This is a genomic window from Shewanella sp. YQ_9 (genome assembly GCF_043103185.1).
In the GTDB taxonomy this organism is placed as follows: domain Bacteria; phylum Pseudomonadota; class Gammaproteobacteria; order Enterobacterales; family Shewanellaceae; genus Shewanella; species Shewanella algae.
This window is the reverse complement of record NZ_JBICJO010000026.1, coordinates 110916-123715: the sequence shown is the minus strand read 5'-3', so window position 1 is coordinate 123715 and position 12800 is coordinate 110916. Positions and strand designations below refer to the sequence as shown.

General features: G+C 49.8%; 11 protein-coding genes. 4 read left to right on the top strand and 7 right to left on the bottom strand.

Annotated elements, in window-relative coordinates; all coding sequences use genetic code 11:
• Positions 1-123 precede the first annotated feature (123 nt).
• On the top strand, positions 124-666 hold the full coding sequence (locus ACF8D4_RS07725) for a hemerythrin domain-containing protein (RefSeq protein WP_025010584.1): 543 nt from the start codon (positions 124-126) through the stop codon (positions 664-666).
• 61 nt (positions 667-727) lie between these two features.
• Here the strand turns inward: ACF8D4_RS07725 and ACF8D4_RS07720 are convergent, their stop codons facing one another.
• From ACF8D4_RS07720 to ACF8D4_RS07700, 5 genes are all read right to left on the bottom strand, one after another.
• Complete coding sequence (locus ACF8D4_RS07720) at positions 728-910, bottom strand: DUF3545 family protein (protein ID WP_025010585.1); 183 nt, start codon at positions 908-910, stop codon at positions 728-730.
• 190 nt (positions 911-1100) lie between these two features.
• Positions 1101-2738 (bottom strand): glucose-6-phosphate isomerase, encoded by a 1638-nt coding sequence (gene pgi / locus ACF8D4_RS07715; RefSeq protein ID WP_144227353.1) that lies wholly within the window; start codon positions 2736-2738, stop codon positions 1101-1103.
• 38 nt (positions 2739-2776) lie between these two features.
• A complete protein-coding gene (gene tal / locus ACF8D4_RS07710) occupies positions 2777-3730 on the bottom strand; it encodes a transaldolase (protein ID WP_101059481.1) in 954 nt (317 codons plus the stop codon).
• Positions 3731-3972: 242 nt separating this feature from the next.
• The gene (locus tag ACF8D4_RS07705; protein ID WP_392468572.1) at positions 3973-5073 is read right to left on the bottom strand and encodes an OmpA family protein; all 1101 of its coding nucleotides are present in this window, start codon (positions 5071-5073) and stop codon (positions 3973-3975) included.
• A gap of 288 nt (positions 5074-5361) precedes the next feature.
• The gene (locus tag ACF8D4_RS07700) at positions 5362-7728 is read right to left on the bottom strand and encodes a phosphoketolase family protein (protein WP_392464867.1); all 2367 of its coding nucleotides are present in this window, start codon (positions 7726-7728) and stop codon (positions 5362-5364) included.
• A gap of 425 nt (positions 7729-8153) precedes the next feature.
• Between ACF8D4_RS07700 and ACF8D4_RS07695 the strand changes: the two genes are divergently transcribed.
• Positions 8154-9653 carry a sodium:alanine symporter family protein gene (locus ACF8D4_RS07695; protein WP_096140796.1) on the top strand — a complete coding sequence of 500 codons (1500 nt, stop codon included), beginning with the start codon at positions 8154-8156 and terminating at the stop codon, positions 9651-9653.
• 111 nt (positions 9654-9764) lie between these two features.
• A complete protein-coding gene (gene yaaA / locus ACF8D4_RS07690) occupies positions 9765-10541 on the top strand; it encodes a peroxide stress protein YaaA (protein ID WP_392464865.1) in 777 nt (258 codons plus the stop codon).
• A 75-nt stretch (positions 10542-10616) separates the two neighbouring features.
• Here the strand turns inward: yaaA and ACF8D4_RS07685 are convergent, their stop codons facing one another.
• Positions 10617-12020: a M28 family metallopeptidase gene (locus tag ACF8D4_RS07685; protein ID WP_071238257.1), complete on the bottom strand. Its 1404-nt coding sequence runs from the start codon at positions 12018-12020 to the stop codon at positions 10617-10619.
• Positions 12021-12155: 135 nt separating this feature from the next.
• On the opposite strand from ACF8D4_RS07685, the gene ACF8D4_RS07680 reads away from it, so the two are divergent.
• On the top strand, positions 12156-12452 hold the full coding sequence (locus tag ACF8D4_RS07680) for a metalloregulator ArsR/SmtB family transcription factor (protein WP_025011907.1): 297 nt from the start codon (positions 12156-12158) through the stop codon (positions 12450-12452).
• Positions 12453-12515: 63 nt separating this feature from the next.
• Here ACF8D4_RS07680 and rpsT read toward each other — a convergent pair whose 3' ends face one another.
• Positions 12516-12782, bottom strand: coding sequence for a 30S ribosomal protein S20 (gene rpsT / locus ACF8D4_RS07675; protein WP_025011908.1), 267 nt, complete (start codon positions 12780-12782; stop codon positions 12516-12518).
• Positions 12783-12800: the final 18 nt, after the last annotated feature.

Here is a 12800-nt window from a genome sequence, read left to right as displayed (position 1 = left end):
TTAGAAGGTTATTTTCCTTGATCTTTATCATGTCCCCGGAAAACATCTATGGTTAGTATTGAGTAATATTTGGCCTGTTTACTACTATTACCTAGAAAGGCCCGACTCAAAATGGAGTGCCCTATGCTGCAAAGATTGATGAATGACCACAAGCATATTGCCATATTGCTGAAGTTGCTGAAGGGGAAATACCTGAAGCTGGCCGAAGGTGAGCACGTCAATTTTAATCTGGTACGGGATGTTGTCGAATATATGCAGGGCTATGCCGAGCACAGCCATCATCCACTCGAAGACATCATTTACGACTATTTCCTTATCAAGGAGAGCCGTACCGAGCCTACCCGGCGTCTTGAGGAAGAGCACCAAAAATTGATTGAAGCTTCATCGGCCTTGATGGCGACACTCAACCTGATCCTGAACGACGTGGTGGTGGCCAAGGAAAAACTGGTTGCTGAATTGAAGGGATATGTGGATTTGCAGGAAAAGCACATGCTGTATGAAGAGCGGGAGATCTTTCCTTTGCTTGCCAAGAGCCTGAAGGATGAAGACTGGCAGAAGATCCAAAGCATGTGTGAGTTGAAGCTGATAGAGGATCCTTTGTTCAGCAGCGATGATAACCAGCTATTCGACGAGCTGAGAAGCTATATTCAAACCGCAGACAGATAACCTTGTGGGAAGCAGACATTAAAAAAGAGCGCTTGGCGCTCTTTTTTAATGTCTCTCATATTCAGAGGAGGCTGTCGATATCATAGTCAAAACTGCTGTCTATCTCCTGTAGTTCCTTCAACAGACGATGTTTATCTTTCAGCGCTTCGATTTCGCGCCATTTGCGCTTCTTGTTGGAGCTTCGAGAGCGGCTTGGTCTTTCAACGACTTCGTCTAGCGCACTACCATAATCCAAACGATCCATGGCAACCTCCTGTTGTTGTATGTTTTATCAACATTTAAATATCATACTTGGCAAACAGGGTGCAAGAAGAATGTTTCTATTTTGTTAAACTTGAGTGATGCTTTGATGAAGGCGTATAGACAAGATGGCGGGCAAAAAAATACCAGCCAGTGGAGCTGGCTGGTATCTGTTGATTTACAAGGTTAACGGGCTAGATTTTTCCTTGTTTGAAGAGATTGATCAGGGCATTGCTGGAAGCATCCAGATCCTGGCTGTTTTGCTCTGCGCCGATACGCGACAGCACTTCATTCCCCAGCGTTTTACCCAGCTCAACTCCCCATTGATCGAATGAGTTGATATCCCAGATAGCGCCCTGAACCAGGGTTCTGTGTTCGTAAAGAGCAATCAAGGCGCCCAGGGTTATTGGGGTCAGCTTGTCCATCAACAGGGTATTGCTCGGCTTGTTGCCTTCCATGACCTTATGTTTGGCAATAAGCTGTTTCTCAGCCTCTGAGAGTGGGCTGTCGGCCAGTTCGGCCAAGGCTTCATCGAAGGTTCGTCCTTGCATCAGCGCCTGGGTCTGACCAAAACAGTTGGATGCCAGCTGAGCGTGATGCTCACCGATAGGATTATGGCTTTGCAGCGGCAGGATAAAGTCCGCCGGAATCAAAGCTGTACCTTGGTGCAACAGCTGGTGGTAGGCGTGTTGGCCATTAGTGCCTTCTCCGCCCCAAATAACCGGCCCTGTGCTGTAATCCACTGAATTGCCGTCCAGAGTGGCGGACTTCCCGTTACTCTCCATATCCAGCTGCTGGAAATAGGCCGGAAGCCCTCTGAGGTAGTGATCATAGGTCAACACCACGTGGGACTGGGCATTGAAGAAATTGTTGTACCAAACAGAGAGCAGGCCCATGATCACTGGCATATTCTGCTCAAGAGGTCTGGATGCGAAATGTACATCCATTGTTCTGGCGCCGGCCAACAGTGCCTTGAAGTTATCCATGCCTATCAGGGCGGCTATGGGTAAACCTATGGCCGACCAGAGAGAATAGCGCCCGCCAACCCAATCCCACATGGGGAAGATGTTGTCTTCATCTATGCCAAACGCCGTTGCCTTGGCGACATTGGAGGTAATTGCCGCAAAGTGCTTGCCGATATCCTGCTGTGAACCACCTTTGGCCAGGAACCACTCTTTGGCGCTGAGGGTGTTGGTCAGGGTTTCCTGAGTGCCAAAGGATTTTGACGACATCAGGAACAGGGTGGTCTCAGGATCCAGCTTCTTCAGTTTTTCACTGATGGCCGTGCCGTCGACATTGGCGACGAAGTGACACTGTAGCTTACCGTTCCAATAGGGACGCAGGGCCTCGGAGATAATCTTGGGGCCGAGGAAGGAACCGCCAATTCCGATGGAGACAAGATCAGTGATCTTCTTGCCGGTATAGCCGCGCCACTGACCTGAATAGAGCGCCTCGACAAAAGCCTCCATTTGCGCCAGGGTTTGCTGAACTTCAGGGACTACATTGACGCCATCGACGCGAATATCCGCATCGGCCGGTGCTCTCAGAGCTGTGTGCAACACGGCACGCTGCTCCGTGGTATTGATTGCTTCGCCGGCAAACATAGCCGCTATTTTTTGCTCAAGTCCGGCTTCACGGGCGAGTTTGAGCAGCTCCTGCAGCACGGTATCAGTGAGGCGGTTCTTGGAATAATCCAACAGCAGTCCACAGTCTTTGAGCGACAGCTGTTCAAAGCGCTGCGCGTTTTCGGCAAAGAGTTCACGCATGTGAGGCAGGTCTGCACTCATCGCCTTGAGAGCCTGCCAGCTAGCGGATTGAGTCAAATGTGTCATGAGTTGTCCCTGATCTTCAATTTCAGCACAGACCTTGTCTAGCTCAGTTTAGCCTTGAGCATGGTCTCGAGTTTGCCCTGGTCTATGGCGAAGTTACGGATACCTTCAGCCAGTTTTTCCACTGCCATGGGATCTTCGTTGAACTCCCAGCGGAACTCAGCCTCGGTCAACGGCTTGGGTGGTTCTTGGGTTTCAGTGGCAGGTTGCAGCTTGGTCACTATTTGGGTGTCTGAGTTGGCCAGTTCTTCCAGCAAAGATGGGCCTATAGTCAGGCGATCACAGCCGGCGAGCTCAATGATTTCACCTGTGTTACGGAAGCTGGCACCCATAACCACTGTCTGATAACCATGCTGTTTATAGTAGTTGTAGATCTGGGTTACTGAGACCACACCTGGATCTTCACCAGCGCTATAGTCCTTGCCGGTGTTCTTCTTGTACCAGTCGAGAATACGGCCGACGAAGGGCGAGATCAGGTAAACTCCGGCTTCGGCGCAGGCTCTGGCCTGGGCGAAACTGAACAAAAGTGTCAGGTTGCAGTTGATACCGTTTTGCTCCAGCTCTTTGGCGGCACAGATGCCTTCCCAGGTGGAAGCCAGTTTGATCAGAATGCGTGACTTATCGATACCGGCTGCTTCATAGAGCTTAACCAGCTTATAGGCTTTGGCGATGGAGCCGGCTTTATCAAATGACAGGCGGGCATCTACTTCGGTTGAAATACGTCCCGGTACCAGCTTGAGAATTTCCACCCCTATGTTGACCGCCAGCTTGTCTGCGGCGTCTTCCAGTTGTTGCTGCGGATCCTGGCTCTGAGATTTGGCCCAGGAAATAGCATCATCGATCAGTGGGGCATACTCAGGGATCTGAGAGGCTTTAAGGATCAGTGATGGGTTGGTGGTGGCATCTTGCGGATGATAGAGCTTGATCGCCTCGATGTCGCCGGTATCAGCAACTATGGTTGTAACGGATTTGAGTTGCGTGAGTGTGTTTGCCATGAAAAACATCCTTCTCAGATTGCGGCCGTTTACGCGGGGATTGCATGACGCTATTAAAAGCGATTTTGCCCTCGTTTCCAACCAGGATTGAAAAAAAATTACAAAAATGGTGAGAAATTGTCAATGAGGGCCGTTTTCGGTTAAAGGAAGTGTACTCCCATAACCGGGGGAATTCTAATGACACAAAGGCTGAAAACAAAAAAGTCGCTGCAGGGCAGCGACTTTTCCAGAAGAAGTTCAGCTTACTTCAGCAGGGCTTCTTTTTCTTTAAAGCTCATGTGAGCTTCAATACGGCGGTTAACCTTGTTGGCTTCAGCAGAAGAACCCTGCATCAGCGGCTGGCTTTCACCGTAGCCCTTGGCGTTGATACGGCTGGCATCGATGCCATACTGGTCAACCAGTACTTTGGCAACTGCGTCGGCACGTTTCTGAGACAGCCACTGGTTGTAATCGGCTTTACCAGGCAGTGATGCGTGGCCGGCGATTTCCAGATCGGCTTTAGGGTACTTGTTCATGAAGTCAGCGACTTTCTGGATTTCAGCCATAGAGTCGGCTTTCAGTACAGATGAGTTGTTATCGAACTCAGCCTTAACTTCCAGCTTCTCCAGCTTCTCAACATAGATAGAGCAACCGTTGGCGTCTACTTTGTGGTTAGCTGGTGTGTTTGGACACTGGTCCATATCGTCGTTGACACCGTCGTTGTCGCTGTCAACTGGCTCTATGACCACTGGTGCTACTGGAGCAGGCTTTGAAGTGCTGCCGAAACGGTAGCTCAGTTCAAGACCCCAGTAGTTGCTTTCCATTGCCAGAGTGTTCCACTTTTCTTCGTCGAGGTTTTCATAACGACGATACTTGGCGGCTAGTTTCAGGTTCTCTGTGATGTTGTAACCGATACCGGCACCGAAGTAAGGTGCAACACCGCTGTCACTGTAGTACTCGCTACCCCATTGTCTGTTGTTGGAAATGTGGTAGTTCATGGCACCGGCTTCAGCAGACAGGCTCCATTTGTCGGCGAAAGGCCAGAAAGCCACCAGGCCCAGAGTGGCGCCCTTGGCACCTACGTCATTGAGCTTGTTGGTATAGTCGGTCCATTCGGCACGACCCAGGTCACGATAACCCAGTTCTACACCAAAGTAATCGTTGAACAGGTAACCTGCAAACACGTCCCATGCATATGGATCGTCTTCACCACAGGTTTTCATGGTTTTCTGATCGCAGTTAGGTTCGTAGTTATTTACACCGAGGCCCGCACCCACATACCATGGGCTGAGCTCGTCTGCTGCAGATGCTGCAAAAGGCATCATAGATGCGAGCAACAATACTTTAAATGTCTTATTCATCATGTTCTCCAAGTCCATTGCTATTCAATTACCCAGATGTCCCGTATAGGAAACATGACTAGCACTTAATGTGGGATTTCCTTTAGTGTTTTAGCTAGCTGGGTCAATTATCCATTGAAAAAAAGCAATTTTCCACTTATCGACCAATAAATTTATTGTTCAAGATTTGCTCTTGGGCTTTGCTTAACAATTTAAAATAAAGAAAAAGCGCCTGTTTGAAGGCGCTTTTTTTATTTTTGGCAAACAATTTTATAACTAAATTATTTGTCTATTGTTTAGCTAAGGTTCAGCTTAACGGGTCCAAATCCAGTTCTCGATATACTCAGGATCCACACCATTGGCCTTGATATAATTTCTATGATCAACCAAGCGTTGTAACATATCTGTGGTAATCGCAACGTGGCGGGTTTCATCGATAACACCTTGCTGGAATAGTTTGTAAGCCATATCTATTACCAGGTGATAACGGGAAGTGCCGTTACGAACACCCATATCAAATGGTGTGGTGGTTGAACCTTCCTCTTCATAACCTTTAATTCTGAATCTGTGACTACCTTTGTAATCGAAGATCAGTTTTTTGATGGTGTTTGGATAACCGTGATAGTTAAATACCACACCTTTATTTTCGGTGAATATCTCATCCATCAACCAAGGTTTTTCCTGGAACTTGAGGCTACCCAGACCACTGCTGTGTAATTCAGTGACGCTGACAAAGCGGATACGCACTCTTGGCAGGAGTTCACGAATTAATACCAATGCCGCCATACACTCCTGAGTGACATAGTCACCACAGCCAGCCAGGACGACATCAGGGTTTTCATCAGAGGCAAAGTCCCAGACCATTACACCGTCTTTGGCTTGTTTACGGGCTTCATCAAGGCTCAGCCATTGAGGCAGCTCTTTCTTACCGGCGACCAGAATGTTCAGTTTGTCGCGGTCGGCGAAAGCGCGTTCTGTGTAAACCAGAGTGGTGTTGGCATCGGCTGGCAGATAAGCCGAGATAATCTTCGGATGTTTCTCAAGCATGGCGCCCAGGAAAGAAGGGTTCTGGTGAGAGTAACCGTTGTGATCCTGACGTTCCAGCAGAGAGGAAAGCACCACGTTGCAAGCCGGCAGCGGCTTACGGAAGTGAACCCCTTGGCTGGCATAGACATACTTACAGTATTGGTCGGCCATGGAAGACACTACCTGCGAGAAAGACTCATAGGTAGGGAACATAGCGTGGCGGCCGGTGACTGTGTAGCCATGCATCATGCCGAACAGCAGGTTTTCAGACAACAGCTCCATGACCCGACCATCACGGCTCATATCTTCATCCCAGCTTTCAATCGGCCATTGCCAGGCGCGATCTGTCGCTTCGAATACGGCTTGCAGCTGGTTGGAGTAAGTTTCGTCAGGGCTGAAGATCCGCAGGTTGCGCTGATCTTTATTGAGGCGGAAGGCTTCGCGCATCCACTGACCCATTTTCAGCATGGAATAACCACGATGACCTCTTGGGACTTCGGGGCCATAGGCCAGTTTTTCCAGATCAGGATTGCTGAGGGCACGCACCACTTCACCACCATAGCTCATCTTTTGACGGCCACAGCAGAGTTCAGCAGGGGGCAGCAGTGACTGGATGTCTTTGTCGAAGACAATCTGGTTCTGCTCATTGATAGAGTAAAGTTCAGAGAACTTGTAACTGTCGAGCCAGCCATCCAATGCGGCCAGATGACCTTTGTCGGTGGCACACTTATTGACAATTACCTGGTGAGACTCGCAGTTGCCTTCGAGTTTCTTACCATCGTATTCGGGAACGCCGGTCCAGCCTTTGGCGGTGCGCATCAGGAGCACCGGCCAACGTGGCTTGACCACATCTTCGCCGTTGCGGGCACGTTTCTGGATGTCGTTGATCATCTCATAAGCCGTATCCATCGCTTTGGTCATCTGCAGGTAGACATCTTCTTCCTGCTCGCTGTCCACTATGATGGGGTGATAACCCAGGCCTCTGAATTCAAGTTCCAGCTCTTCGTGGCTCATGCGTCCCATACGGGTTGGGCCGGAAATCTTGTAACCATTAATATGCACTATTGGCAGTATGGCACCGTTGGTGGCAGGAGAAACCAGACGGTTGGCATACCAGGAGGCAGCCAGTGGACCGGTTTCAGATTCACCGTCACCAACGAGTACAGCGGCAATCAAGTCAGGATTATCCAGAACAGCGCCCCAAGCGACAGACAAGGAGTAGCCCAGCTCACCCCCTTCAAGGATTTGTCCGGGAGCTTCGGGGTTGGCATGCGAAGGATAGCCGTAAGCCGCGGAGAACTTGCGACAGATATCTTCAATACCGGTTTCGTTGTACGGAATGGTTTCTGGATAGAAGTGGCTGAGAGAGCCTTCGAGGAAGAGGTTAGCCTGTACAGCTGGGAAACCGTGACCTGGGCCGACCAGGTAGAGGAATGGGCGCTTGTGCTTGGTAATCAATCTGTTCACGTTGGCGTATACAAAGTTGATCCCCGGACAGGTTCCCCAGTGACCCAAGAGCCTTGGCTTAATATCACTGTGTTGCAACGGGCGTTTGTACAATACATTGTGCTTGAGGTAAATCTGTGAGGTTGCCAGGAAGTTAGTGGCCCGGACAAATTTCTTCAGTGCACCTATCTCTTGCTTTTGGGTCATATCGTGCCTCGCTTGAGCTAGCTAAAAGTGAATCAGATTATCTTGTAGGTACTATATTTGTAGTTTTATTACAAAAATGTGTCCCGCATCCAAGTTTTGAAAGTTTGTTTAGCCGGTGGCTTTGTTCGAAAGTCTCTGTGATGCCCTTGTTATTTAGGTTATAACACTAGCTTGTTCTGGTGTTTTTATGGTGAATTTACTGTCACATGAGTGATTAAGTGTGATCTTGATCACGCGAGAATTTTAGCATCCTATGCTATTTTCTCCGCCCTCAAGCGCGGCCGGCATACCTTAGTGTATGTAGGATAATTCGAAAAGAAACTGGCCGATGCTTATCCTTTTTCATTCAGGAAGGAATCTTAACCACAAATTTGGCGTCATCCAGTCAGTGATGGGCCAGGTTTGCCACGGGAAAGCTTACAATTATGATAATAGAAACTATCGAAACCATAGTCGGTTTTTTGAACTCTCTTCTTTGGGGAAAACTATTGGTTTATGCCCTGGTGGGGGCCGGCCTGTACTTTACCCTGAGGTTGTTGTTCATTCAGCTTACTCACCTGGGGCATTCTGCCAAGGTGATGGCAACCAGTAGACAGGGCTGTGAAAGTGGTTTGTCTTCATTTCAGGTGTTTTGCACCAGCATGGCCGCCAGGGTCGGGGCCGGTAATATGGCCGGTGTGGCGGTTGCCATAGGGGCCGGTGGCCCTGGAGCCGTATTCTGGATGTGGCTCATCGCCCTTCTGGGTATGGCCACGGCTATGATTGAGTCGACTCTGGCTCAGATATATAAAGTAAAAGATAAAGATGGCCAGTTTCGTGGTGGTCCCTCCTATTATATGGAACGGGGACTGGGACAACGCTGGATGGGGATTCTCTTCTCCGTGTTTCTGATCATCGCCTTCGGCTTGGTATTTAATGCGGTGCAGTCCAATACCATAGCCGGTGCTCTGGAGATCGTGTTTGATGTAAAAGAGGCCTACTGGTTTGATGTAAAAGCCAGTTATTGGATAGGTATTTTCCTGGTGCTGGCCAGCAGTGTGGTGATCATGGGGGGGCTGCGTAAGGTTGCGCGGGTCTCCGAGGTGGTTGTGCCTATTATGGCTTTTGCCTATATCCTGATCGCCATGGTCGTTGTCGGCATGAATATTGAGCAACTGCCGACCATTATTGAACTGATAGTCAACAGTGCCTTCGGCTGGCAGGAAGCGGCCGCAGGGGGAGTCGCTTATACTGTGGCTCAGGCGATGCAGTCCGGGGTTGCCCGCGGTCTGTTCTCCAACGAGGCCGGTATGGGTAGTGCCGCCAATGTGGCTGCCAGCGCGTCGCCAACGCCTAACCATCCAGCATCTCAAGGTTTTGTACAGATGATAGGTGTGTTTATGGACACTATCGTTATCTGTAGTGCTACTGCTGCCATCATATTGCTGGCCGGTGATCTCAGCAGTGTCAACGTCAGCGAGGGAGACAAGGGGATTCAACTGACCATAGCTGCTTTGACCAACCATGTTGGTGATTGGGGCGGCCTGTTTGTGGCCTTTGCCATCTTGCTATTCTGTTTCACTTCCATTATCGCCAACTACTCTTACGCTGAAACCAATGTGCTGTTCCTTTCCAATAACAGCCGCAAGGTACTGCCCCTGTTCCGCTTGTGTGTACTCGGCATGGTGATGTTTGGCGCTGTTGCCAAGATCCAGCTGGTGTGGGATATGGCAGACTTGTCCATGGGGTTGATGGCCACTGTCAATATCATTGCCTTGGTATTGCTTTCCGGTGTTGCCATGCGGGTGATTAATGACTACCGTGATCAGTTGAGCGAAGGCAAAGAGCCTGTGTTTGACAAGAGCCAATTCCCAGAGCTTGAAGGCCATATCGAAGAGGGTATCTGGACCGGTGAACCTGTGGTTCGCAGTGACAAAGGCCTGTAACTGAATCCGGCCCCAGATTGGGGCCATCGAAAAAACCACGCCATCAGTGCGTGGTTTTTTTATTTCCTGCCAGTATCATAGGTAAATCTATATGAATAAGACGGAGTGAATATGCTGATTTTGGTTTCACCGGCCAAGACCCTGGATTATGACAACCCTGCGGCGGTATCTGAATACAGCCTGCCACAGTTTCTTGAGCACAGCAGCGAGCTTATTCAGGTTTGCCGGGATCTGACTCCAGCCAATATTGCTTCTTTGATGAAAGTCAGTGACAAAATTGCCGGCTTGAATGCTGCCAGATTCGCCGAGTGGCAACCTGATTTCACCCCGGAGAATGCCAAACAGGCACTCTATGCCTTCCGTGGTGACGTATACATAGGTCTGGATGCTGACAGCCTTGCCCCGGAAACAGTTGCTCGGGCTCAGCAGCATCTGCGTATTTTGTCAGGTCTCTATGGCCTCTTGAGGCCTCTGGACTTGATGCAAGCCTATCGGCTGGAAATGGGCACCTCCTTGGCCAATCCCAGGGGCAATAACCTGTACGCCTTCTGGGGGGATATCATCACAGATGCCATTAATCAGGCATTGGCTCAGCAAGGGGATGATATTGTAGTGAATTTGGCGTCCAACGAGTACTTCAAGGCGGTTAAAACCAAGCAGGTTGACGGGCGTATCATTACGCCTGTGTTCAAGGACTGCAAAAAAGGTCGGTACAAGGTGATAAGCTTCTATGCCAAGAAGGCCAGAGGCATGATGGCTCGTTACCTATTGGAGCAAGAGGAACAGAGTCTGGAGCGGTTAAGGGCATTCAACAGCGCCGGCTATTATTACAGTGAAGCCGAGTCCAGCACTGATACTCCAGTGTTCCTGCGGGAAGAACAGAGCTGATAGTGTTTTCCTGTATATAAAGATAAGAAAGCCGTTCATTATTGAACGGCTTTCTATATAGAAGGCGGCAGTGATTTATTGTTTGGCAGGCAGTGGCCGCAGTTCCAGTTCAGACTGTGCCATCAAATAGGCGAACTGGGCATAGGCCGCAATGTTTTGTGCCAGCGCCTTGGGATCTATCTTGTCCAAGGTATCGTTGGGGGTATGGTGGTAGTCGAAGTAATCGGTACCATCCTGGCGCAGGGAGGCGACAGGAACGCCACTGGCCGGCAGCATGGAAACATCCGGGCCACCATAGGCGCTGTTGTCACCGGCGGCAACGCCGTTTCGCTGCATCACCTGGGTCAGTTGCTGTAGTTTCGGCAGCACTTGCTCATTGACCTGAAAGTCAATGCGGTAGATAGGGCCTGCCCCGAAATCGGATTCTGCAGCGATATAGTGTTTATCCAGCTCTGCAGCGTGGGCTTTGGCATAAGCCTTACCACCAACCAAGCCTATCTCTTCGGCCGCATAAAGCACGACACGTACTGTGCGTGCAGGTTTTACAGGTAAATCCTGGATAAGCTTCCCGGCCGCAGTGACAATCGCGACTCCGGCACCGTCATCTATGGCCCCTGTACCTTCATCCCAGGAGTCCAGATGAGCCCCTATCAGCACGATTTCATCTGGCTTGCTGCTGCCGGTGACTTCGGCGATGACGTTATAGGAAATGGCGCTGCCCTTGTTCTCGGGTGACATCTTTAACGTGAGAGTTATATCTGCAGAGCGCTTGAGCATGGCATTGACAAGATCGGCATCCGGCGCCGACATGGCCGCAGCCGGGATCCGCTTCAAGCCTTCTTCATAGCGCATGGTACCTGTGTGAGCCATACGGTCATGATCTGTACCTATCGAACGGATAACTATTGCCAAGGCTCCTTTACGCGCCGCCTCTATGGCGCCTCTTGAGCGGCCACCTACGCTCTTGCCGTAACCTTTACCTGTCTTGTGGCGCTCGGTTTTCTGATCGATAAAGACAATTTTCCCGGCAACATCATCAGGATTGGCTTCTTTAAGTGCAGCCAGGCTGTCAAAGCGGACTATCTTGGCCGTAATGCCCTCTGCCGGGGTGGCAACGCTGCCGCCTAAGGCCGTGATGACCAGAGGCTGTTGGAAGGGGGCCACTATGCTGGCGCTGGCTTCACCGCGCTCCCACACTGGGACTTCCACCGCTTCCTTATAGACACGGTCAAAACCCAGTGACTGTAGCTTTTTCTCCGCCCAGGCAACCGCCATGGCGTCTTTTGGGCTACCGGCCAGGCGAGGGCCGACTTCCACTGTTAAAGATTCCACAATTTGAAAGCCGAGGTCAGAATCTAGGGCTTTTTGCTGCAATGATTCAGCAAGCAGTTGATTTGTATTGGAAGGAGAGGGGGATTGACAACCTATAAGTGAAGAAATCAACAGTGGGAGTAACAGGGCGGTTCGATAGTTTTTCATGTGTTTCCTTTGTTTTTATTAGGTATGTCCCATTTTTGAAAACAATCTAACAAAAAGTGTGCTTTATGTCCCGACTATCTCCGTAAGGCAAGGCTATATTAGGGACGGAGTTTGTATTAGGAGAATAGGCTCGTCATGAATATTGAGTTGATGCAGCAGCGAGCGGACCATGCCGTCGTATTATTGAAGGCGCTGGCCAATGAGAGGCGTTTATTTATTCTGTGCTATCTCCTGAGTGAGGGAGAGATGTGCGTTGGGGAAATGAACAAGAAACTGGGATTGAGTCAGTCGGCTTTGTCTCAGCATCTGGCTTGGTTGCGGAAAGACAATCTGGTGGCAACCCGCAAAGAAGCCCAGACAGTGTACTATTCGCTCAAGAGTGAAGAAGTGCGCGAAATCATCAAGCTGTTGAATAACATCTATTGTCATTGATGTTATTGAATTTCAGATATAAAAAAACCGGCAAATGCCGGTTTTTTTTATGCTGGTATCGAATTAAGCAGCCAGTGCTTTGATACGAGCGTTCAGACGAGCCTTATGACGGGCAGCCTTGTTCTTGTGGATCAGGCCTTTGGTTGCCATACGGTCAAGAATGGGTTGTGCAACAGCGAAAGCTTCAGTAGCCGCTTTGTGATCGCCAGCTTTGATAGCAGCGATAACTTTTTTCACGTAGGTACGCAACATAGAGCGACGGCTAGCGTTGTGTTGACGACGCTTTTCTGATTGAAGCGCGCGCTTCTTTGCAGTCTTGCTATTAGCCAAGGTGCAACTCCTAAAAAC